The following is a 22,229-nucleotide window of genomic DNA, read 5'->3' as shown; positions in this document are numbered from 1 at the left end:
ATTCGCGCCGTGGCGTTACGGCCGCGACCGGCGGTGCTCAGTAGACGCGGCTGCCCTGCGCCGACAGCACGAAACCGTGGGTCTTCCGGTCCTGGCCCCAGGCTTCGCCGGGATTCTGGATTTCACACGTGAGGGCACCGTCGCCCGCGGTCGCGCACACTTCGTCGTTCTCGTCGACGGCCCCCTTGGCGCCGGGGACGACGATCTTCTGGCCGGGGGCCAGCTCCCGGTAACTGGCCGGGTCGACGAGCACGCCGCCGTCCTGCGTTTCCTTCTGCTTCACATCTGCCTGGCCGAAACTCGCCACGCTGCCGGCCGCGACCTCCACCTGGGTGACGCCCGCGGGTACGCCGGGCAGCGTCCCCCAGCACGTGATGCTGGAGTAGTACTGCCACGAGTTCGGCCCGTCGTACAGCTCGCAGTGCACGCCGCCGGCGGTCTTGAACCGGTGCGACGACCAGCCGTAGTGCTTGGGCCCGGCGTAGTCGCAGACGTTCACCGCGCTGTAGCCGTCGAACCCGGTGATGACGGCGGGCGCGCGGCTCGGGTCGGTGGTGCCGCAGGCCGGGGCGGCGTGGCTGTCGGGCGCTACTGCGGTGAGCGCGAGCACGGGGAGCGTGGCTACAACCAGGGCGTATCGGCGCACGATATTGACGCTACCGGAGCCTCTGGAACCGGATCAGCGGAACAGCACCGCGGGATTGAGGTACCCCGTCGGGTCGAACGCTGCCTTCACCGTGCGCATGGCTGCGACGTCGGCGTCGGTGCGTGACATGGTCAGGTAGTCGCGCTTGCGGGAGCCGACGCCGTGTTCGGAGCTGACGTTGCCTCCGCATTCGGCGATCAGATTCATCATCGCGGTGTAGAGGGCGCGTTCGCTTTCGCCGGAGACGTTGCAGCGCACCAGGTTCAGATGCAGGTTGCCCTCGCCGATGTGACCGAACAGCACGGGAATGGCCTCGGGCGCGTGCTCGGCGGTGACCGCGGTCGCGGCATCAGCGAACCGTGCCACGGCTGAAAGTGGCAGCGACACATCGAATTTCAGTGGAGGGCCGTACCAGCCCAGCACTTCGCCGATCGATTCGCGAACCAACCACAGCCGCTGGCTGGCGGCGGCATCGACGCCCACCGCGGGTTCGCCCGTCAGCTCGGCGTCGGCCAACACGTCGGCCAGCAGGTCGGTTTGGTCTGCCTCGCCGGCCATTTCGACCAGCAGCTGCCACGCGCCGCTGACGGCCGCGTGCACGCCGAGGTGCTCCGCGGTCAGGGCGCTGGCGCGCGCGTCGACCAGTTCCAGTGCCGCGATGCCGTCGGTGTCCCGGAGCCGTCGCCCGGTGGCGATAAGGGCGTCGAGGTCGTCGAACCCGGCCACCGCGGTCACCCGATGCGGCGGTACGGGGTGCAGCCGTAGGTCCAGGCCGGTGATGACCCCGAGCGTGCCCTCGGCGCCGACGAACAACGAGGTCAGGTCGTAACCGGTGTTGTCGCTACGCACTTGGCTGTGCCGCCGCACCACCGTGCCGTCGGGCAACGCCACCTCGAGGCCCAGAATCTGTTCGCGCATGTTGCCGTAGCGCACCGTCCGCAGGCCGCCGGCATTGGTCGACGCCATGCCACCGACGGTCGCCGAATCACGGGACGCGAGGTCGACGCCGAACACCAGCCCCGCGGCGGCGGCGGCGTGCTGCACGGCGGCGCAGGTCGCTCCGGCCCCGACTCGGACCCGGCGTTCCGCGGTGTCCACGGCGTCGATGGCCGACAGCCGTTCGGTGGACAGCAGGATGTCGTCGTGCTCGGGGACGGTGCCGGCTACCAGTGACGTCCGTCCGCCCTGCACCGTGACGCAGGCGCCCGCGCCCCGGCACGCCCGCAGTACTGCCGCGACCTCGGTCTCGCTGCCCGGGCGGACCAGCGCCTGGGCGTGGCCGCGGTAGCGGCCGGTCTGGTCGACGACGCGTCCGGCGAGGACATCGGGATCGGTGGTGACGTACCCGGCGCCGACGATGGATGCGAGCTGATCCAAGAGAGTCATGGCCGTGAGACCGCCTGTTGACGGGCAATCTGGCCGGCGGCGTATGCGACCGCCGGTGGCGGGACGAGTGGCGCCGGGATGCCGATGCGGCCGGTCTTGGTCTGGAGGGTCACCAGCTCGGCGGAGGGCCGGATCGCGGTGACGGTGCCCCAGTCGAACGTCAGCGTGCCGGTCGGGCTGGCCAGCATGAACCCGTGATCGTTGAATCCTGTCGCCCACTGTGCGCCGGGAAACATGGTGCGGCCCAGCGCCCGGTGGCTGCTGAACCAGGTGAGCGCCACGATCACGCCGACCAGGAGCGGCAACAAGAAGATCGCAATTCCGATGCCGGCTCCGATGGACGACGCGCGGCTCGCGGTGAACCCGACAACGACGACGATGATCAACCACAGCTGCCACCGGGTCAGGGCTTGCCGGGTGGAGAGCCACGTGAAATGCCCACGATCGGACGGCCCCGCGGTCCAGACGTGGTGAACGGGTGGCACTGGTATCCCCGGCGGCGGCATGGTCATGCGGTCACCGACAGGAACGCGCCGAGTTCGATCATCCCGTCCGGCGTCGAGGGGAGATAGTCGGTCAACAGCGCCGAACGCACCACGTAGGCGGCGTATTTGGCGCGGCTGATCGCCACGTTGAGGCGGTTGCGATTGAGCAGGAAGCCCATGCCGCGGGGTACTTCGGCGATGGACGACGCCGTCATCGAGACGAACACCACGGGCGCTTGCCGCCCCTGGAACTTGTCGACGGTGCCCACCTGGACGTCGCCGTAGCCCGACGCGTCCATCCGCTCGCGCAGCAGTACCACCTGCGCGTTGTACGGTGCCACGATCAGGACATCCTCGGGACCAAGGGTTTTCGTGCCGTCCTCGTCGGTCCACTGCCTGCCCACCAGGCCGCCGATGGCGGCGATGATCGCCTCGGCCTCCTCGGGGCTGTCGGTCGCATTGCCCTCGTGCTCGACGATCATCAGGTGCACACCTGGCTCGATACCAGCCAATCGCCGTGCGCCGCTGACGCTTTCGGCCGCCAGTAGCCGGTTGTCGTAAGACAGCGCCGACACCGGGGCGCACACTGCCGGGTGCATCCGGTACGACACGTCGAGGAAATAGCCGCGTTCGGCGGGCAGGGTATGACTGCCCTCGACGAGCCAGCTCAGGGCCGACTCGTCGACCGGCTCGGGGTGGGTGCCCTGGCTGACCTGCGGCAGCTGCTGCGGGTCACCGAGCAGCAGCAGATTGCTCGCCGCCGGTGCGACGGCGATGGTGTTGGCCAGGCTGAACTGGCCGGCCTCCTCGATGACGAGCAGATCCAGGCTGCCGCGCGGGACACGGCCGTCGTTGGCGAAATCCCAAGCGGTGCCGCCGATCACGCAGCCATTGCTGTCCTCGATGAAGCGCGCGTACTGGTTGTCCGGCACGTCGGTGAACGGCGCGTCCTCGGGCGCACGCTTCTTGCCGACGACCCGGCCGTCGACCCCGGCCTTGACCACGCTGCTGAGCACGTTCTCCACGACGGCATGAGCCTGCGCCACCACACCGATGCGCCAGTGGTCGCGGTTGACGAGGTCGGCGATGACCTTCGAGGCGGTGTAGGTCTTTCCGGTACCCGGCGGGCCGTGCACCGCAAGGTACGACGAATCCAAATCCCGCAGGGCCGCAACGATATCCCGCGTCGTGTCGCCGGTGCGGGGGAGCGGGCCGGTGGACAGCGTGCGCGGGGCGGACCGCAGCAGGATGTCGAGCGCCGCGTGGGGCGGTAACGACGGCAATCCGGCGGCGAGCTCGGCAGCCGTCGTCTCGATCGAGGTCCGCAGCGGTTTGGTGTTCGGCGGCGGCCCCGGCGTCAGGGCGAAGGGCAGCTGGCCGAACTCATCGCCGTCTTTGCCGGTCCGGTGCACGATGAGCACCTCGGTGCCGTCCTCGTTGCAGTCCACCACCGTGGCGGTACCGGCAGCGCGGACATCGGGATCGTCGGAAAGTCCTGCCGGAGAGGGTGGTTCGTAGAGCGCGAAAACCTCGGCGCCGGGCCGGATCGAGCCGGCGGCGATCTCGCCGCGCAGCAAAACCTGGCGCTGCGGCTTGCGGGCCTTGGGTGGGATGTTCCAGTCGACGGCGACGTGCGGGGTTGCCGTCGACACGAAAACGTCTGTGCTGTCGGCCCATTCGTCGACCGGGTTGTTGATCCGGTCGAAATGCTCCCACCAGAACGGCTTTTCCTCGCGCTGGTGGTACCCGCGGGCGGCCGCGACCATGGCGACGGCCTGCTGCGTGTCCGAGCGTGCCGTGGTGCCGTCGCCCGCGTACTTCGCCAGCGCGCGCTGGGTGGCATCGTCGGCCGGCGCGGCCGTCTCCGGTTGCGTGGGGCCGCCGACCGCCGGTCCGCGCGGCGCGATGCCCTCGGCCCATGCCACCCCGAGCAGCCACTCGCGCAGCCGCAGCGTGGAGCGGCAGTCGTAGTGGTTGTAGTCCTCGATCTCCTTGAGGACCGTCGCGGCTTCCTCGTGCTCGCCGGCCGCTGCGAGTTCGGTGTACCGCGCGTACTGCGTGATGGAGTCGGTGGCCTTGGTGACCTCGCCGACACGCAGCTCGCCGCCCATGTACAGCGGCTCCAGGTACTTGATGCTGTAGCTCTCGGTCCCGACCCGAATGCTCTTGCGCACCAACGGCAGCAGGTCGACCAGCACACCGCTGCGCAGCAGCTCGTCCACCTCGGCCTCGCCGACGCCGTAGCGCCCGGACAGCCGCAGCAGCGTGCTCTTCTCGTAGGCCGCGTAGTGGTAGATGTGCATGTTCGGGTACCGCTTGCGCTGCTTGCGAACCAGCGCCAGGAAATCGATGAGCGCCTGCCGTTCACTGGTCCGGTCATGCGCCCACAGCGGGTGGAACTGCCCCGTCGCGGTCAGGGTGCCCCACAGATACTCCAGGCCCCAGTCCCGGCCGTTCTCGGTCCACAGCGGGTCGCCCTCGTAGTCGAAGAACAGGTCGCCGCGGTCGGGTTCGGGCAGCCCCGTGAGCGGCTGTGCGTCGATGACCTCGAACTGCGGCTTGTCGTCGACCGGGGGAGCGACCTGCAGCCGCGCCTGCCCGACGAGATTCGCCACGATGCGCGACGAGAGCCCCGGCACCGCGCCGCTGTGCTCGGCCAGCTGGTGCATGGTGGTGATCCCGGCGTCGAGCAGCCGGGCTCGTTGGCTGACCCGCATGCCGGCCACCAGCAGCAGGTCATCGCGCTCCCGGACCTCGACTTCGCAGTCCTCGCATTGGTGGCAGGCGCGCAGCGTCGGCGTCTCCCAGGACACCTGCGCTCCGCCGGCCCGGTGTTCGTCGAGCAGTCGCTGCAGCGCCGCGCGCCGCGGCAGGTAGACCGGAAGCAGTTCGGCCACCGGATAACTGGCGATGGTGCCGTCGCCGAGCACCAGGTCCACCTCGGGCGCCACCGGTATGCCGGCCTGGTCCAGCGCGTCGGCGTACGCCGCCAACTGCAGGAGCGCCTCGACTTTCACCGACCGGGCCAGCTTCGTGTCGCGCAGGCGGTAGCGGCCGTCCTCGAGGATCAGGAAGTCGGCGAAACCCAGGAAGCGGCCGTCGAACATCGCGGCCTGGTAGATGACCGGCGCTCGGCGGTCGACGGCGGCGCGGGTGGCTTCGGCCGCGGCCAGCAGCCCGGCCACGGTGTACGGCCGCGGCCGGCCGATCATCGTGACGTTGTCCCCGGATGTCTCCCGCAGCTGCTCCAGATGCCGCTGCTCATGGGCGTCGCCCAATTCGGCGGTGCGGGCCAGCAGGTCGTCGTCGACGACGGCCTTCGGTCCCCAGCCCAGCAGCCCGTCGAACCGGCGCAGCAGCGCGTACTCGCAGCGCGCCGCAGCCGCGAGATCCGATGCGCTGTATATGACCGGCGCAGCGTGATCGGTCGGACTGAGGAACACGTCGCCACCATATGGCAGCCCGCCGACAGACCGGGGTTACCTTGGCTGGAGTGAGCAGGATTTTCACCACGAGTGTCGCGTCGGTCTATCCCCACTACGTCAACAAGGTGGAGAAGAAGGGCCGCACGACCGCCGAACTCGATCAGGTCATCTGCTGGCTGACCGGCTTCGACCAGGCCACTCTGGCCGAGCACCTGAAAGCGGAGACGACCTTCGAGGACTTCTTCGCCGTCGCGACGCTGAATCCGAATGCCACCCTGATCACCGGCTTGGTGTGCGGTGTCCGCGTCGAGAACGTCGAGGACCCGTTGATGCAGAAGATCCGCTACCTCGACAAGCTGGTCGACGAGCTGGCCAAGGGCAAGGCCATGGACAAGGTGCTCCGCGGTTAGTGCGTGTTGCCGATCAGCTCGACGCCGTTGCCGTTCCAGTGGAACCGCACGATGCTCTTGAGCCCGCTGGCCGGGTTGGTGTAGCTCAGGGCGACGGTGTCGCCGGTGGTCTGGGCCAGGTCGATGCCGTTGAACCCATAGGTGTCGGGCACGCCGGTCGGGATCAACTGGCCCAGGTGGAACATCACGGCGCGGGTGTTCGGCTGTTCGGCGTTGGTGTTCGCTTTCACAATCACCACCGACAGTGGCGCGCACTGGTTGTAGTTTCCGGCCAGCGGTTCGGGGCTCCAGCCCTGCTTGCTGCGGGGATCGGCCGGCAGCGTCGACACCGCTTTCGCGATATCGGGCGCCGTGAGACTGACGGCACAGGGGTCCGCCGGGGCCGCGCTGGTCTTCGGACCTGCGACGACGGTCGGCGCGGCGGGTTTCTTGGTGGCGGCCGGCGCGGTCGGCTCGGGGGTCTTGGAGGCGGTGGAGTCGCCCGACCCACAGGCGGACAGGCTTGCCGCCGCGAGTGCGGCCACCGCGATCGTCATCAGTTTCGGTTCGGCGCAGCGCACCCGGCCACCCTATAAGGCGGACCAGGGGGAGTCCGGTCAGCCATGCTGGGCGTACCTGGCCTGATAACCCTCTAGACTCCTTGCATAATGACGACGTCTTCGCCCGAGGCCGACCCGGATTCGGGCGGCCCCAACACCACCGCTGATCCCGCTTCAGAAACCTCCGCCGACACCGGCGCCGAGGTCACGTTCGCCGACCTGAACATCCGGCCGGAGGTGCTGCGGGCACTGACCGATGTCGGATACGAATCTCCGTCGCCCATCCAGGCCGCGACGATCCCCGCGATCCTGAACGGGTCCGACGTCGTCGGCCTCGCCCAGACCGGTACCGGCAAGACGGCCGCCTTCGCGGTTCCGGTGCTGTCCAAGATCGACCCCACCAGCCGCAACACCCAGTGTCTGGTGCTGGCGCCGACCCGGGAGCTGGCGCTGCAGGTGGCCGAGGCGTTCGGCAAGTACGGCGTGCACCTGAACGTCAACGTGCTGGCGATCTACGGCGGGTCGTCGTACACACCGCAGCTGGCCGGCCTCAAGCGCGGCGCCCAGGTCGTGGTGGGCACCCCGGGCCGCGTTATCGATCACTTGTCGAAGGGCAGCCTGAACCTCTCGCACCTGGACTACCTGGTGCTCGACGAGGCCGACGAGATGCTGCAGATGGGTTTCGCCGAGGATGTCGAGCGCATTCTGGCCGACACCCCGGAGTACAAGCAGGTCGCGTTGTTCTCGGCGACCATGCCGCCGGCCATCAAGAAGATCACCTCGAAGTACCTGCACGACCCGGTCGAGGTGACCATCAAGGCCAAGGCCCAGACCGCCGAGAACATCACGCAGCGCTACATCCAGGTGGCCGGCGCCCGCAAGATGGACGCCATCACCCGGCTGCTCGAGGTCGAGCCGTTCGAAGCCATGATCGTCTTCGTCCGCACCAAGCAGGCCACCGAGGAAGTTGCCGAAAAGCTCAGGGCCCGTGGCTTTTCCGCGGCGGCGATCAACGGTGATATTCCGCAGGCAGTCCGCGAGCGCACCATCAACGGGCTCAAGGACGGTTCGATCGACATCCTGATCGCCACCGATGTGGCGGCGCGCGGCCTGGACGTCGAACGTATCTCGCACGTGCTGAACTACGACATTCCGCACGACCCCGAGTCGTACGTGCACCGCATCGGCCGCACCGGCCGGGCCGGGCGGTCGGGTACCGCGCTGCTGTTCGTCACTCCGCGGGAACGGCACTTGCTCAACTCGATCGAGCGCGTCACGCGCAAGAAACTCATCGAGTCCCAACTGCCTTCGGTCGACGACGTCAACGCCCAGCGCGTGGCCAAGTTCCGCGACTCGATCACCGACTCGCTGAACGCACCGAGCGTCGAGCTGTTCCGCCGGCTGATCGAGGACTACGAGCGTGACAACAACGTGCCGTTGGCCGAGATCGCGGCGGCGCTGGCCGTACAGACCCAAGGCGGTGAAGAGTTCCTCATGAAGGAGCCGCCGCCGGAGAAGCGGCGCGAGCGTCCGGACCGGGACGACCGCGGGGACCGTGGCGATCGCGAGCGCAAGCCCCGCTCCACGCGTGACGACCTGGCCACCTACCGCATCGCGGTGGGCAAGCGGCACAAGGTGATTCCGGGTGCCATCGTCGGCGCCATTGCCAACGAGGGCGGTCTGAACCGCAGCGACTTCGGGCACATCAGCATCCGGGTGGACCACTCGCTGGTGGAGCTGCCCGCCAAGCTGAGCAAGGACACGCTCAAAAAGCTGGAGAACACCCGCATTTCGGGCCAGCTGATTCACCTGGAACTCGACAAGGGCGGGCATTCGGGCGGTTACCAGGACCGCGGCGGACGTCCCGACCGCGGCTCGGACCGGGGTTCGTACTCCGACCGCGGCGGCCGTCAGGATCGTGGGCCGTACAAAGGCCGTGGCGGCCGCGACGACGACCGACGCGGCGGCCACAGCGAAGGTCGAGGCGAGGGCAAGCGCAAGTACAAGTGACCCGGGTCGACTCACTCACCGGGGTCCGTGCGGTTGCCGCACTGCTCGTTGTACTGACCCACGCCGCATTCACGACGGGTAAGTACACCCAGGACTACGTCGGGCTGATGTACTCGCGCGCCGAGATCGGCGTACCGATCTTCTTCGTGCTGTCGGGCTTCCTGCTGTTCACCCCGTGGGTCAAGGCGCTGGCTCGTGCCGACGCCGAAAAGCCTTACGACGCACCGTCGGTGCGGCGCTACGCCTGGCACCGGGTACGACGGATCATGCCCGCCTACGTGGTGACGGTGCTGGCGGCCTACGCGCTGTATCACTTCCGGACAGCCGGCCCCAACCCCGGACACACCTGGCTGGGGCTGCTCCGCAACCTCACGCTGACGCAGATCTACACCGACAACTACCTGTTCTCCTGGCTGCATCAGGGCCTCACCCAGATGTGGAGCCTGGCGGTGGAAGTTGCTTTCTACGTTGCCCTTCCGGTGCTGGCCTACCTGCTGATGGTGGTGCTGTGCCGGCGGCAGTGGCGGCTGGGCCGGCTGCTGGGTGCGCTGGCGGCGCTGGCGGCATCGAGCCTGGCGTGGCTGACGCTGGTGCACACCACCGATTTTCTGCCCGACGGTGCCCGGCTGTGGTTGCCGACCTACCTGATCTGGTTCGTCGGCGGGATGCTGCTCTCGGTGTTGTCCGTGATGGGTGTGCGGGCCTACGGATTCCTGTGCATCCCACTGGCATTGGTCTGCTACCTCATCGCGTCGACGCCCATCGCCGGCGCTCCGACGACCTCGCCCGCGACACTGCCGCAGAGCCTGTGGAAGGCGGTGCTCTACGCCGCCATCGCCACACTGGTCGTCGCGCCGCTGGGGTTGGGGAACCGCGGTTGGTACGCGCGGCTGCTGGGGAGCCGGCCGATGGTCTTCCTCGGCGAGATCTCCTACGAGATCTTCCTGGTGCACCTGGTCATCATGGAACTGGTCATGGTCGAGGTGATGCACCAGCACATCTGGACCGGATCGACCTTCGCGTTGTTCACCTGGACGATGCTGTTCACCATCCCGGCGTCGTGGCTACTGCACCGCTTCACGCGGGTCCGGAACTAGGAACAGTCGCAGCAGCCGTCGCAACAGCAGCCGTCGCATTCGCAGCAGCCATCGCAATCGCAGCAGCAGTCGCCACAATCGCAGGCAAAGCAGCCGTCGAACCAGCCGGCCTTGCGCTCGGCCTTCTGCTCGGGATTCTCTTCGCCCGTTTCGATCCCGACCACGTCGTCCAACGGCAGCTCACCGAATGACGCGGCCGGTGGCTCTGCCTCGGGCGGCACATCCGTCGCCTGGTATCCCGCTTGGCTGAAGGTCCGGGTCACGGCCCGCCGCAACTCGCGCGTCAGCAGCCGGTGCACCAACCGCCCGTCAGTGAATGCCACGTCGGCCAGGGCCAGTTCGATGCCGAGCACCGCGTCGTCGCACATGGTCCGGACGTCGCCGATCGGTGTTGCGGTGGCGGCGACCGGATTCCACTTCCCGTGCACCCGATCGTCGTGCAGATCCTCGACCGCGTCGAGCAGGTGCGCGACCCGCCCGAACAACTGGCCGACCTCGCGCAGCGGCTCGACATTCGCCGGCCGCCCGGCCAGCACCGCGGTATGGCCGAACGCCGTGGCCACGGATGTCTCGGTGGGTTCGGTGACCACGAGCAACGAACTACCCGGTGCCGCAGCGGCTTCCAGCGCCGCCTGCCGACCGATCGCGTCCATCAGGACGCCGGTGTCGAAGCCCAGCGCGGTACCGACGTTCGTGCCTTGGCGTTCCCACCGGTCGGCGATCCGGCGGGCCGCGGGCCGCACGCCCGCCGCGGCGAACACCCCGTCGCCGTCGTCGACGTGATCGCGGACCCGGGCGGCGGCGAGCACCAGCGAGACGACAGCCGCGAGGCGAACTGATTCGCCTACCGCGACGTCGGCCTTGCGCATGCCCCGCAGTGGGCAGCGGCCGGCCTCCCGGCGTCCGGGCGCCGCGGTGGATTGGGCTTCCACCAACGCCGATACCACCAGCCCGTCGTAGTTCGTGGCGACGCGGCCGCCCTGTCCATAGTCGTCGCGAAGCGCGAGGCACAGACCGCACAATTGGGCGGTCCAAACGGCGGAGAGTTCCTTGCCGAGTCGATGGCGGCAGGGCCGGAGGATGCCGAACACGGCTCGAAGATAGCTGTGGCCAGTGCAAATCGCAGGCAATCAACCAACACGGCGAATTAGGTTATGCTGCCCTAAGAGTCCAATCGGAGGGTGCAATATGACCGAGTCGAAGCCGTCGCGCGGAATCCAGGGCGCGCTGGTCAAACTGTGGCGGGGCGGCGATTACCAGCTGACCGTCACCGGCCGCACCCAGATCACCCCGAACTACCTGCGGCTGCATTTCACCACCGGCAACCTGCTGGCCGAACGGCCGGTGCACCCGACCATGTGGGTCCGTGGCTGGTTCCCCGACGGTGACAAGGCACACCAGCGCGGCTACACGCTGGTCAACCCCGATCCGGCGGCCGGCACCACGGATATCGACTTCGCGCTGCACGACGGTCTGGCCACCCGCTGGGCGCAGGAGGCTAAGCCCGGTGACACCCTCGAGGTGACGCTGCTCGGCAGCAGCTTCGAGCTGCCCGAGCCCGCCCCGGCCGGATATGTCCTCGTCGGTGACACCGCATCGCTGCCGGCGATCAACTCGCTGCTGCAGGCCATCGGCGAAGCGCCCATCCAGGTGTACCTGGAGGCGGGCCATGACGACGACCGCGATCTTCAGGTGGGCACCGGTGCTCCGGGTCTGACCGTCACCTGGGTCGACCGCAAGAACAACGGCGAGGCGCTGGTCGAGACCGTCCGGGCGTCGGCGTTCGACGCGTCCGATCACTTCGGCTGGGTGGCGTGCGACAACCGGACCACCCGGTCGGTGGCCAAGGTGCTGCGCGAGGATTACCAGATTCCGAAGAAGGCCATCAAGGCTCGCGCCTACTGGGAAGCCTGATCGCTCGGAACCAGCTGGGACACCACGAATTCGTCGATCATCGCGCGTTCGTCGTCTTCGTCGGCGCCGGGGAACATCAACAGCGACACCAGGATCCGGACCAGCCAGCCGGCCCGGCGGTGCGCGGCCTCGGTCGCCAGCTCGGGCCACGACGCCGACAGGAACGCCGCCACCAGTCCGGTGATGACGTCGGACTGCGCGGCGACCTCGCCACCGATGGGCCGCTGCGTGGCGACGAACCACGATGACAGGGCAGGACTTTCCCGCACACTGCGCAGCGCGATCGCCACGCCGTCGAGCAGCCGGGTGCGCGGGTCGGTGATGTCGGCGATCTGCTCGCCGACGTGACCGAACACCCGGAACGCCTCGCGATGCACGTAGGCCAGGTGCAGCACGTCGCGGTTCTCGTAGTACCGGTACAACGTCGCGCGGGAACACCCTGCCGCCCTGGCGATTTCGAGCATCCCGACAGTCGCGGCGTCCTGCTCGGCGAACAGGCGGTCGGCGGCGTCCAGGATGGCTTCGGCCGCGACCTCGGTGCGGCGGCCGGCGAGCCAGTCGTTTGCCATCAGCCGATCGTAAACGGCACCGAAAGCGGGCGGCGCACGTAGCTGCCTCCGGCCCACTCGATGTTGTCCTCGTCGACGGTGAACTCCGGTATCCGTGCGAGCAGCTCGGTCAGTGCGACGCGGGACTGCATCCGCGCGGCCGCCGCGCCCAGACAGTGGTGCGCGCCGTGACTGAACGTCAGGATGTTGCGCGGGGCGCGGGTGACATCCAATTCGCCTGCGCCCGGGCCGTATTGGCGTTCGTCCCGGTTGCCCGAGCCGTAGAGCAGCAGGGCCTTGCGGCCCGCCGGGATGGTGGTGTCGCCGATGGTCACGTCGCGTGTGGCGGTGCGGGCCAGGCCCTGGACCGGCGAGGTGAGCCGGAGCAGCTCGTCGACGGATTCAGTGATGAGGTCCGGGTTTTCGACGAGCAGCCGGCGCTGGTCGGGGCGCCGGTGCAGCAGCTGCACGCTGCCGCCCAGCATCCCGGTGGTGGTGTCGTTGCCGCCGGTGACCATGGTGAACGTGAACGCGAGGATCGACAGCACGCCGCTGATGTCGCCGTCGGCGCCGATGCCCGCGGCGACCAGGTGCGACACCGTGTCGTCCTCGGGCTCCTTGCGGCGGCGCTCGATCAGCGCGGTGAAGTACCCCATCATGTCGCCGAGCGCGCTGCCCAGCGTCTCGAGCGCGCCTCCGAGGCCGCCTTCGGCGGTGTTGGCGGCGACGATGGCCTCGGTCCAGCCGTCGAACTGGTCGCGGTCGGCTTCGGGAACGCCCAAGTAGTGCGCGACGACCATCGACGGCAACGGCTTGAACAGCTCGGCCACGATGTCACCGCCGCCGGCGGCCTTGAGCTTCTCCAGCCGCTGCACGACGAACTCGCGCACCTTGGGCTCGACGGCCTCGACCTGGCGCGGCGTGAAGCCGCGTGACACCAGCTTGCGGAATTCGGTATGTACGGGCGGGTCCGTCATCACCATCGGCGGGTTGTCCTGCAGCCCAATGAGTTCCAGCTCGCCGTAGTTGACGGTCAGGCCCTGCGCCGAGGAGTACGTCTGGTGATCGCGCGCCGCGGTCCAGATGTCGGCGTGCCGGGACAGCACGTAATAGTCGGCGCCGGGATTGTCGGCGGGCACCACATGGTGAACGGGGTCGTGGTCGCGCAGCGAGCGGTACATCGGCCAGGGATCGACCCACCCGGCGGAATCGGCAAGCTGGAAGGCCACGGGGGAGTCCGATGTCTCGTGAGACAAAATCGCCGTCATGTCTTATGTGTACGGCGGCGAGCCTGTTGTGTCAATCCTTTTCCGGCTACTGTCACCACAACCACCGCGCTTGGATGGACAACTCACGGCACTACGCATGGATGTCGAGTGCTGCGCGCATGATGCTGTCGGTGTCGATGCCGTGGTAGCGATAGACCGATTCGAGGTCTCCCGCCTGTCCGAACCTGCTGACGCCCAACGATTTACAGCGCACCTGGTTGACGGTCGCCAAGAAGGTCAGCGTATGGGGATGCCCGTCGAGAACTGTGACCATCGGTGCGGCACGCTCAGCGGGGAATACTTGATCGAGGATCCAACTGGGCGCGTCGTCGAGTCCGTCCCGGCTCTGCAGGGCTCGATGGAGCAGGTCGGGGCTCGTCACGCACACGACTTCAGCGTCGACACCCATGCCGGCGAGCCGCTCGGCAGCCGCAATCGCCTCGGTGGCCAAGGCGCCTAGCGTCACGATGCATACCGCGGGCCTGGCGACCGGCCGCAACGTGTACGCGCCGCCTATCACCTGCCGGCGACGCCGTTCGCGGGACGCGGGGTCGGTAGGGATACCGGCCAGCTCCTGACGAACGGGTCGCGTGGACAACCGAAGGTAGGACGATGTTCCGTCAGGGCGACCCAATCGGCTGATGCAATACAGCAGGATCCATTCGACTTCGGTCGCGAACGCCGGTTCATAACTGACGCATCCGGGTTGCTCGAGCCCGATCGACGGGGTCTTGATCGACTGATGCGCGCCGCCTTCGGCGGCCAGCGTGACCCCAGACGGCGTTCCGACCAGAATGGACTGACCGCCGGCGTAGATTCCGAACGACCACGGCTCCAATGCGCGTTCGACGAACGGGTCGTAGAGGACGCCGATAGGAAACAATGGCTGACCCCACCGGCTCCAGGTCGTGCCCAACTCACCAAGCAGGCCAACCAGATTCACCTCAGCGATGCCGAGCTCCATATGCTGCCCCGTCGGGTGTTCGCGCCAGTGCATGATGGTCTCGGTGTCGTCGGCGAACCAGTCGGGTCGCTCGGTCGGCGACCACACGCCCACTTTGTTGAGCCATCCGGCGAGGTTGGTGCTTGAACTGACGTCGGGGCTGACGGTCACGACGCGCTGCGCAACCTCGGGGGCCTCTCGGGTCAGATCGAGCAAGGTGCGTCCGAGGGCACTCTGGGTGTTCGAGACCGCCGGCGCGGTGCGCCCGATATCTATTGGCACCGAAGGTGGTTGGCGGCCAGGAACATCGACTCGACGCAGTCGTTCGGCGACCTGCCGGCACAACTGCCCAGCAGGCGATTGGGGATCGAAACGCCTGAACGGCCGGCGCGGATCCTCGCCCAGATTCTGAGCCAGCGCAGTGAACTGTTGGTCAGTTAGCAGCGACGAGTGATTCTGTGGATGCCCCTGGATCGGCAGGCCGTATCCCTTGACGGTGTATGCGAGGATGACCGTCGGTCTGGAGTCGTCGATCTGCGCGTAGGCCTCCTGCAACGCGGTGATGTCGTGCCCACCGAGGTTGCCGATTGCCTGCAGCAGGGTGGCGTCATCGAGATCCGCGATCACGGCGCTCACCCCGGCGGCGTGAATTCCGTTTCCGGGCAGCCGATCCCGCAATTCCATACCCGAACAACGCAGTAGGCGTTGGTATTCGGGGTTCGGCATGGTGAGGATCCGGTCGCGCATGGCTTCGCCGCCGGGGCGGGCGAACAGCTGCTCCAGCAGCATGCCGAATTTGACGGTCAGCACCTGCCAGCCTGCGGCGGCGAACATGTCGTGCAGCCGCCCTGCCGCGATGTGGGGCACGACCCGGTCCAGGGATTGGCGGTTCATGTCCACGATCCACACGATTTCCCCCAGCTCCTGCACCGTGGGGTCCATCACCGCTTCCCAAACCGCCCCTTCATCCAGTTCGGCGTCACCGATGAGGGAGTACTGGCGTCCCGATCCGGCGTCACGGAATACCGTGTCGACATAGCGACGGGCGAGACCCGCCCAGATCGGTGCGGTCGCGCCTATCCCGACCGACCCCGTGGAATAGTCGACCGGGTCGGGGTCCTTGGTACGACTCGGATAACTTTGCACACCGCCGAACTCCCGCAAGGTCGTCATGTATCTCTCGTCGAGAGCACCGAGGAGATAATTGATGCTGTGCAGCACCGGAGAGGCATGCGGTTTCACGGACACTCTGTCGCCCGCTTGTAACTGACTGAAGTACAGCGAGGTCATGATGTGCACCATCGATGCCGAAGATGCCTGGTGCCCGCCGACTTTCAAGCCGCTTGGGTTTGCCCGTACGCGATTGGCGTGGTGCACCATGGCGGTCGCCAACCACAGGACGCGCGACGCGATGGCATCGAGATCGGCTGTGGCTGTTCGGTAGTCCGCGCCGGAGGGCGGTGCCGGCGACTGTGTGTACGTCACGATGTCTCGAGTCTCCTTCGCACAGCCGGACCGTTGGCCGGCGTCGGCACGGGCACGGGATACACGTCGCTCCACGCCCGCTCGATGAACGTTCGTAACTGCTCTACCGTTTGCGGACCGGCGTCGGTGCGCCATACCACGTGGCCGTCCGGCCGTACCACGACGGCGCCACGGTCCCCGACCTCGAACAGAGCGGTGGCGGTTCGGTCACCGTCGCTGTTGCTGATCAGCGCAATGACGTTGAGAGGTAAGGAGATTGACGTGCTTGCCAGCGCGTCGGCCCACCCGCTTGCGTCGGCGGTGAAAACCGTGAGTCCTCTGCGCGCGATCACATCATGGGTGGACACCGCCGAACCATCGGATCGACGGATGAACGTATGCGGTAACCGTGCACCGGGATGGGTGGTAGGGCGATAGAACGCGACATCCCCTGCCGGGCAAGGTCCTTCATCGGTGTCGATCAACGAACTGGCGTAGGCGTAGCCGAACTCCAACCCGCTGGCCACGAAATGTTCTTCTTGCCCCGGAATGGCGGCGGCCATCCGCTCGCGCAGGCGACGGCTGCGGGTACTGCTGCGCAGCAGGCGTCGCGTGCGCGATGTCTGAGCCGTGGTCAGTGCGTCCGCAACGCGAGCGATCGCCGAATCGGGGACGCGATCCAAGGGCAGCTTGCCGATGAGTTCGGTCGCTTGGTTGAGCGAGCGGTTCGTCACGCCGAGCGGTGCGGTGACGTCGTCGAGCTTGAAGTGGTTCTGGGTGCTCTGTTCGGCGAACCGTGCGACAACGGGACGCCGCTCGATCTCGTAACTGTCCAGCAGTGCATCGGAGGCTCCGTCCTGCAGAACTGCGGCGAGCTTCCAGGCCAGGTTGTGGGCATCCTGCACACCGCTGTTGAGGCCGAAGCCACCGGTATGCGGGAATCGGTGAGCCGCATCTCCGATGAGCAGCAGTGATCCGGACCGGAAGCGGTCGGCGATCTGTTTGGTCATGGTCCAGGTTCCGGTCGACCGAATCCGATACTCGGAGGATCCGATTACGTTGGGCAGCATACGGTTCCAGAAACGACGAGCGTCGCCGGCGATTGACTGAGCCGCATGCAGATAGGGCGTCATCAGGACGTAGTCGTCGTCGGCGTGGGCGATCATCACCCCGCTGAAACGCGGGTGGTAGATCCAACTGAGCAGCGGCCGGGGAGCGCCGTCGGGATAAAGCCCGGGCGCGTGGAAGAAGACGCTGCCCATGTTGGCCAGCACCGGGCCGGTCATCGCGATGCCGGCGGCGCCCCGCAACGCGCTGTTTGCGCCATCCGCAGCGATGATGAATCGAGGTGAGACGGTCACCGGATCGCTGCCCTGCCTTCGCAAGGTCAGTGCCTTGCCATCGTGGCCGGCACGCCACCCCCTCCGGAAGTCGATGAGGGGGTCGTCCTCGAGAGCTTTCCAGAGCTCGGGCATCAGCAGGTGTTGACCGATGTGGGAGATGAGATAGGGACTGTGCGTACGTACTTCGGCTAGCCGATCCGGTTGGGAGAGCAGGTCGATCTCGCCGATGGGCTCGGATCGCACATCGGTGCACCACCGGATGACATTCACGGTGTCGATGGGCGGCGTAATCGACGCCAACGCGCGCCCCAGCGTAGGTGAGGCTTGGTTCCATATCTCCAGGGTGCGGGCGTTGATGACGTGTGCCGCCGGATGTAGGCGCGTTTCCGCGCGCTCCTCGATGACGACGGTCGGAATGTCGTATCGTGCCAGCAACAGGGCAAGAGTCGATCCCGAAGCGCCGGCACCGACGATGACGATCGATTCATCGGCCATGTCTCACAACGTCTTCCATGTGATGGCGCGCTTGTTCGATCGTGGTTTGGTGCCCGGGCGGGTACCGGCTCCACGCTTGAGCAGCTGTTCTCGATGCACCCCCGCGCGTAGCTGTTCGAGTAGATAGTCGGGGTCGATGTTCATGCCGATCGGGTCCTGGTCGAAGTCGGTGCTGTTGAAGTAGTCAGCGGTCTGCTGTGCCGTGGGGAAGTTCTCGGTCTGGAACTCCAGTCGGATGCCCTCTGGATCCTCGTAGTAGAGGCTCGTCGTGGGACCGTGGTTGATGGACCAGACCGGTGTGATGCCAACCTGCTTGAGCCGTTCGTAGGTCAGCAGCAACCCCTCCACCGAGGCGAAGGTGAAGGCGAGGTGGTCGATGCCGTAGGTCTTTCGACGCCATCGCGACAGCGGGAACGCGTACCGCAGCGGCGGCGGCAGCTTGACCAACGCCAGCCGATGACTCTCGTGATCCCATGCGAGGAAGGCGATTTGGGCGTCTTCGTGGACGACGCGGGCCCCGAAGACCTGCCCGTACCACTCGATCATCTCGGCGCTGCGCGCGGTCTTGACGACCCAGTGCGCGATGAAGTCGGGTACCAGTCGGTCGGGAAGTTGGTCCAGATCCGGTGCGGAGGTGGGGCTGCTTTCCTGGTCTGGCGGTTGCGATGGGCTCGGTGTGGTGCTCACGAGTTGTCCTCTGTTGTCAGCGTATTGGGGCGACGATGGTGTTTCGTTGGGTGCCCAGGTCGAGCGTTCCGGCCGCGTTCCGGATGGAGGCGGTCACGACATCGCCGGGCCCGAGGTAGGGCTTGCGCTGGTTGACCTTGACAAATGCCGCCCATAGCTTGTCCTCGGGGAGCAGAGCCGTGGCCAGGCGTCGGACGAGGGGAGGCGGCGCGCCCGCCACGATGCCGTGGGGTGTCCCGGTCAGCAGTACGTCACCGGGATTCCAGTTGCAGAACTCGCTCAGTTCGGTGAGTGTCTCGGCGGGCCGGTAGAGCATGTTCACGGTGTTGTCCGCTTGCCGCAGCGATCCGTTGACCTCCAGGCGCAGCTCGAGATCGTCGAGCAGCCCCAGATCCTCGGCTTCGAGAACCGCCAGCACGGGACCCAGCGGGCAGAACCCGCGGTAGCTTTTGCCTTTCAGAAATTGTCCCTGAGGCAGCTGCACGTCTCGGGCGGACAGGTCGTTGCCGATGGTGACGCCGAAGACGTAGTCGTGCAGATTCTCGGTGGTGACCGTCGTGGGCGCGTGCACTGTTCCGCGCAGAACCAACGCGAGCTCGATCTCGTAGTCGAGCAAGGTGACATGAGCCGGTCGGGTGACCGGGTCGCACGGACCGGTGACCGCAGCGTCGGTCTTGTCGAAGAACAGGTTGAAGGTGCGCCGGTCGGGGTCCATCCCGGACTCGATCGCATGTTGGCGGTAGTTGGCACCCTGGCACATCACCCGACACGGTGTGGTTATCGGTGACAGCAGTCGGACTTCGGCCGGCTTCACATTGCCGGGCGTTGTCGCCGCCGCCGTCCAGTCGGACCTACCGCCGTCGATGAGGTCGGCGGTGCTGGGGTAATCGCCGGAGAGCGGCGAAATGACATCACAGGCGAGCACACCCCACGAGATTCGCTCGTTGTGCTCGTATCGGACGAGGTGGACGACCATCGACAACTCCCGTGTCTGCCCGTCGTTTGACGGGCTCTGTGACAAGTCAACTGCCCGACGGCAACGCCACACCTGGTCCTGAGTCCAGAATTCGTTGGTCGCGGCTGGACTTCAGTCCGACTTCGGGTTCGCTGCTCCCAGAACGGCATCGCCGAGTTCCTCTGCGAGGGTGAGTGCGGCGTGTAGTTGCAGGCGGCGAACCGTCGCGGGATGGCCTCGAAGCTGCTCGGCGCGTTGCACGCGATAGGCGACGGTGTTGCGGGCGATGAGGAGGTCGGCAGCGGTGCCGGCCAGACTTCTGTCGAGGTCGAGGTAGCGCTTGAGGGTGCGACGTACCGTGGCGACGGACTCGATGGTGTCGATCAAGCCGCCGAGTTCGCGGGCGACGAATGCACGGGCTGCGGGCAAGTCAGTGCTGAGCATCGCGACGATATCGAGATCCTGGTACGAGAACGACGACGTGTCGCGGGTCGACATCGCGCCGACCCGCGCCGCCTCGGTGGCTTCCCGATGGCTGCGGCGGAACCCATCGACGCCGGCTCCCGCCGTCCCGATGGCGATACGAACGCCGGAAATCGGAGGCTCCGTCGGGACGGCCGGCTCCGGTGCGTGCGACGTCCGCGAACCCCACGCCCAAACGCGTTGGGCCCCAACGGGAAGCGTGAGTATCGCGGTGCACCCGGCAGCGGCGAGGGCCTCGGAGGCCGCGGTCCTGAGATGAAGCGGTTCGCTCGGCACGGTCGGGGAGGTCCAGGCGATCACCGCCACATGCCAGCGGTTCAGGTCGTAACCCAGGATCCGGATTGCCCGGTCCATCGGTACGGCGGTGCCCTGCAGAATGTCTTCCACGACTTCTGCGCGTCGGGCCACCGAACTGGTCACCCAGGCCTCGCGGGCGCGGGCGTACTCGTCGGCCATCCGTTCGGTCAAAACCTCGACGATGCCGAACAACGTGTCGCTGATTCGCCGCATTTCGCTGAAGCGTTGTGATTCGGGCACGACGTGTTCGGCGGCGTCGAGCATCACCTGCGCGGCGGTGGCGTGGGCGACGTGGATGCTGCGGAGCACGTGCTCGACGCCGATGCCGCGCGCCACCACCTCCATCGGGCCGGCCAATAGTTCCGGCATCGTCGTGACCGTCACGTCGTCGTCGAGGGCAAGTGCCGACAGCGCGCCCAATGCCACGGCCTCGCAGCCTTTGGCAACCTCGTCAGCCACTGCATCCACCGACAGCTCAGGGATCGCGGCGGTGATGTTGGCAGTCATCAACGCGGCCAGTTCGACAGCCCAACCCACCGGACCGGGCCCCAACTGCTCGGCGACGACCTGCGCGCGGTCAGGTAGGACGGAGACGTCGGGGACGGCGCGATGCGCGGAGGGTCCCAGCTTGGCGAACCAGGGCCGTTTCATCTGTAGAGACGACCTCCCGCCGGTGGGTGGGTTCTGGTCCGGCTTTCGACCGTCAGATGCCGCTGAGGCGTGGGGCGTTGCGTCGGTGGACGACCAAGCCGAGGCCGGGGCATTGGCGATGCCTTGCGACCGTGGTCGTTCATCGGGTTCTGATCGTCACGAATGTCGTAGGCGGAGCGGAAGCGTCTCATGCCGTGGCGACCCCGTGCTCTGCGGCGACACGGCGCGCGAACTGTTCGTAGCTGGTGGCCGGCCGCGGCAACACCTTTGCCAGATCATCGAAGTTGCCGGCGGGTAATCCATGGACGTCGTAATACGTCATCATCCGCACGTAGGTGTCCTGGGCGTCGGCCGGCCAACTACGGAAACCGCGGGCATTCGGTGCGGCCCGCAGCCCACGAATGATGTCGGGGACGGAACGGAATCCGGTCGACGCCAGTGATCGCACGATTGCACCGCCGAACGGCCCGACGGCCAGCAGTGGATTCGTCAACGACCCCGGCGGAATCCGAACGGCAGTCATGGGGTGGCCGAGCACTCGGCTCCAGATCCGGGCCATCTCATGACGATTGAGTTCGACGGTGGACAGGTCATACGTCTGGCCGATGTGCCCCTCGGGATGCGTCAACACGTGGGCCGCTGCGGCAGCGATGTCTACGACGTCGACCACTCCCATCCGGCTCTCCGGTGAGGTGGGATACGGCAGCAGGCCCGCGCCGAAGAAGTCCCAGAAATCCAGGACGTTCTGCATGTAATGCGAGGGGCGAAGGACCGTCACGGGCAGACCCGAGTCTCGTAACTTGTTTTCCGCCAACAGCTTTTGGTGATGATGGGGCAATTCGGCGATATCGGGATGGATGACCGAGTGGAAGACGATGTGGTCCAGCCGCTCGGCCCGGGCCGCCGCGATCAGTCTTTCGACCACCGGCAGCTCGTCGATGAGCTGGGTCGGAGCGGCGTGATAGATCTGGCTCACTCCATGCAGTGCCGATTCGAGGTCGCCGGGTCGTCGGAGATCTCCGATCACGACTTCGGTCGCGCCGTCGGCCTTCGATCGTCGTGCTTGGTCTTCGTTCTTGACGAAAGCCCGCACGGTGCGATCGTCGGCCACGAGACCCCGAACCAGCGGACGTCCGACTCCGCCTGCTGCGCTGGTAACCAGAATCATGGTCTGCTCCTATCG

18 protein-coding genes are annotated in these 22,229 nt (G+C 67.0%); 4 read left to right on the top strand and 14 right to left on the bottom strand.

Annotated elements, in window-relative coordinates; genetic code table 11:
• Positions 1-37: 37 nt before the first annotated feature.
• From H289_RS0114745 to H289_RS0114730, 4 genes are read right to left on the bottom strand one after another with little or no spacing between them, the layout of a single operon-like run.
• On the bottom strand, positions 38-646 hold the full coding sequence (locus H289_RS0114745; RefSeq protein ID WP_138158334.1) for a hypothetical protein: 609 nt from the start codon (positions 644-646) through the stop codon (positions 38-40).
• Between the two features lie 33 nt (positions 647-679).
• Positions 680-2,032 carry an FAD-binding oxidoreductase gene (locus H289_RS0114740; RefSeq protein WP_020101566.1) on the bottom strand — a complete coding sequence of 451 codons (1,353 nt, stop codon included), beginning with the start codon at positions 2,030-2,032 and terminating at the stop codon, positions 680-682.
• Positions 2,029-2,544, bottom strand: a complete 516-nt coding sequence (locus H289_RS0114735; protein ID WP_020101565.1) for a hypothetical protein — start codon at positions 2,542-2,544, stop codon at positions 2,029-2,031. The genes H289_RS0114740 and H289_RS0114735 overlap by 4 nt, the downstream gene beginning before the upstream one ends.
• Positions 2,541-5,960, bottom strand: coding sequence for a TM0106 family RecB-like putative nuclease (locus tag H289_RS0114730; protein WP_020101564.1), 3,420 nt, complete (start codon positions 5,958-5,960; stop codon positions 2,541-2,543). The genes H289_RS0114735 and H289_RS0114730 overlap by 4 nt, the downstream gene beginning before the upstream one ends.
• A 50-nt stretch (positions 5,961-6,010) precedes the next feature.
• On the opposite strand from H289_RS0114730, the gene H289_RS0114725 reads away from it, so the two are divergent.
• The gene (locus tag H289_RS0114725; protein WP_020101563.1) at positions 6,011-6,352 is read left to right on the top strand and encodes a DUF2200 domain-containing protein; all 342 of its coding nucleotides are present in this window, start codon (positions 6,011-6,013) and stop codon (positions 6,350-6,352) included.
• Here the strand turns inward: H289_RS0114725 and H289_RS0114720 are convergent.
• A complete protein-coding gene (locus H289_RS0114720) occupies positions 6,349-6,888 on the bottom strand; it encodes an LppP/LprE family lipoprotein (RefSeq protein ID WP_036420602.1) in 540 nt (179 codons plus the stop codon). The genes H289_RS0114725 and H289_RS0114720 overlap by 4 nt on opposite strands.
• Before the next feature lie 111 nt (positions 6,889-6,999).
• Between H289_RS0114720 and H289_RS0114715 the strand changes: the two genes are divergently transcribed.
• Positions 7,000-8,901, top strand: a complete 1,902-nt coding sequence (locus tag H289_RS0114715; RefSeq protein WP_020101561.1) for a DEAD/DEAH box helicase — start codon at positions 7,000-7,002, stop codon at positions 8,899-8,901.
• Entirely contained in the window at positions 8,898-9,998 is a 1,101-nt protein-coding gene (locus H289_RS0114710) for an acyltransferase family protein (RefSeq protein WP_020101560.1), read from the top strand. Before H289_RS0114715 ends, H289_RS0114710 begins: the two co-directional genes overlap by 4 nt.
• Here the strand turns inward: H289_RS0114710 and H289_RS0114705 are convergent.
• Positions 9,995-11,089 carry a DUF5685 family protein gene (locus H289_RS0114705; protein ID WP_020101559.1) on the bottom strand — a complete coding sequence of 365 codons (1,095 nt, stop codon included), beginning with the start codon at positions 11,087-11,089 and terminating at the stop codon, positions 9,995-9,997. The two genes, H289_RS0114710 and H289_RS0114705, sit on opposite strands and share 4 nt — an antisense overlap.
• 97 nt (positions 11,090-11,186) lie before the next feature.
• Between H289_RS0114705 and H289_RS0114700 the strand changes: the two genes are divergently transcribed.
• On the top strand, positions 11,187-11,912 hold the full coding sequence (locus H289_RS0114700; RefSeq protein WP_020101558.1) for a siderophore-interacting protein: 726 nt from the start codon (positions 11,187-11,189) through the stop codon (positions 11,910-11,912).
• Here H289_RS0114700 and H289_RS0114695 read toward each other — a convergent pair.
• From H289_RS0114695 to H289_RS0114660, 8 genes are all read right to left on the bottom strand, one after another.
• Positions 11,897-12,481, bottom strand: a complete 585-nt coding sequence (locus H289_RS0114695) for a TetR/AcrR family transcriptional regulator (protein ID WP_020101557.1) — start codon at positions 12,479-12,481, stop codon at positions 11,897-11,899. The two genes, H289_RS0114700 and H289_RS0114695, sit on opposite strands and share 16 nt — an antisense overlap.
• Complete coding sequence (locus H289_RS0114690) at positions 12,481-13,728, bottom strand: cytochrome P450 (protein WP_020101556.1); 1,248 nt, start codon at positions 13,726-13,728, stop codon at positions 12,481-12,483. Before H289_RS0114690 ends, H289_RS0114695 begins: the two co-directional genes overlap by 1 nt.
• Before the next feature lie 91 nt (positions 13,729-13,819).
• Complete coding sequence (locus H289_RS0114685) at positions 13,820-16,051, bottom strand: thiamine pyrophosphate-binding protein (RefSeq protein WP_081633420.1); 2,232 nt, start codon at positions 16,049-16,051, stop codon at positions 13,820-13,822.
• Between the two features lie 101 nt (positions 16,052-16,152).
• The gene (locus H289_RS0114680) at positions 16,153-17,973 is read right to left on the bottom strand and encodes an FAD-dependent monooxygenase (protein ID WP_020101554.1); all 1,821 of its coding nucleotides are present in this window, start codon (positions 17,971-17,973) and stop codon (positions 16,153-16,155) included.
• 3 nt (positions 17,974-17,976) lie between these two features.
• A complete protein-coding gene (locus H289_RS0114675) occupies positions 17,977-18,660 on the bottom strand; it encodes a VOC family protein (protein WP_020101553.1) in 684 nt (227 codons plus the stop codon).
• Between the two features lie 16 nt (positions 18,661-18,676).
• Positions 18,677-19,636: a fumarylacetoacetate hydrolase family protein gene (locus H289_RS0114670; protein WP_020101552.1), complete on the bottom strand. Its 960-nt coding sequence runs from the start codon at positions 19,634-19,636 to the stop codon at positions 18,677-18,679.
• 111 nt (positions 19,637-19,747) lie between these two features.
• Positions 19,748-21,046, bottom strand: a complete 1,299-nt coding sequence (locus H289_RS0114665) for a PucR family transcriptional regulator (protein ID WP_020101551.1) — start codon at positions 21,044-21,046, stop codon at positions 19,748-19,750.
• Between the two features lie 187 nt (positions 21,047-21,233).
• Complete coding sequence (locus H289_RS0114660; protein ID WP_029105247.1) at positions 21,234-22,214, bottom strand: NmrA family NAD(P)-binding protein; 981 nt, start codon at positions 22,212-22,214, stop codon at positions 21,234-21,236.
• Between the last annotated feature and the right edge of the window lie 15 nt (positions 22,215-22,229).

It is taken from the genome of Mycobacterium sp. 360MFTsu5.1 (assembly GCF_000383495.1).
GTDB lineage: Bacteria > Actinomycetota > Actinomycetes > Mycobacteriales > Mycobacteriaceae > Mycobacterium > Mycobacterium mucogenicum_B.
This window is presented reverse-complemented; position numbering and strand designations above follow the sequence as displayed.

What these genes read in the sequence shown, in the direction of transcription:
- H289_RS0114740 (WP_020101566.1), bottom strand. Translation starts at nt 2,032, where the DNA reads ATGACTCTCTTGGATCAGCTCGCATCCATCGTCGGCGCCGGGTACGTC.
- H289_RS0114735 (WP_020101565.1), bottom strand. Translation starts at nt 2,544, where the DNA reads ATGACCATGCCGCCGCCGGGGATACCAGTGCCACCCGTTCACCACGTC.
- H289_RS0114720 (WP_036420602.1), bottom strand. Translation starts at nt 6,888, where the DNA reads ATGACGATCGCGGTGGCCGCACTCGCGGCGGCAAGCCTGTCCGCCTGT.
- H289_RS0114715 (WP_020101561.1), top strand. Translation starts at nt 7,000, where the DNA reads ATGACGACGTCTTCGCCCGAGGCCGACCCGGATTCGGGCGGCCCCAAC.
- H289_RS0114700 (WP_020101558.1), top strand. Translation starts at nt 11,187, where the DNA reads ATGACCGAGTCGAAGCCGTCGCGCGGAATCCAGGGCGCGCTGGTCAAA.
- H289_RS0114695 (WP_020101557.1), bottom strand. Translation starts at nt 12,481, where the DNA reads ATGGCAAACGACTGGCTCGCCGGCCGCCGCACCGAGGTCGCGGCCGAA.
- H289_RS0114690 (WP_020101556.1), bottom strand. Translation starts at nt 13,728, where the DNA reads ATGACGGCGATTTTGTCTCACGAGACATCGGACTCCCCCGTGGCCTTC.
- H289_RS0114685 (WP_081633420.1), bottom strand. Translation starts at nt 16,051, where the DNA reads ATGGTGCACCACGCCAATCGCGTACGGGCAAACCCAAGCGGCTTGAAA.
- H289_RS0114680 (WP_020101554.1), bottom strand. Translation starts at nt 17,973, where the DNA reads ATGGCCGATGAATCGATCGTCATCGTCGGTGCCGGCGCTTCGGGATCG.
- H289_RS0114670 (WP_020101552.1), bottom strand. Translation starts at nt 19,636, where the DNA reads ATGGTCGTCCACCTCGTCCGATACGAGCACAACGAGCGAATCTCGTGG.
- H289_RS0114665 (WP_020101551.1), bottom strand. Translation starts at nt 21,046, where the DNA reads ATGAAACGGCCCTGGTTCGCCAAGCTGGGACCCTCCGCGCATCGCGCC.
- H289_RS0114660 (WP_029105247.1), bottom strand. Translation starts at nt 22,214, where the DNA reads ATGATTCTGGTTACCAGCGCAGCAGGCGGAGTCGGACGTCCGCTGGTT.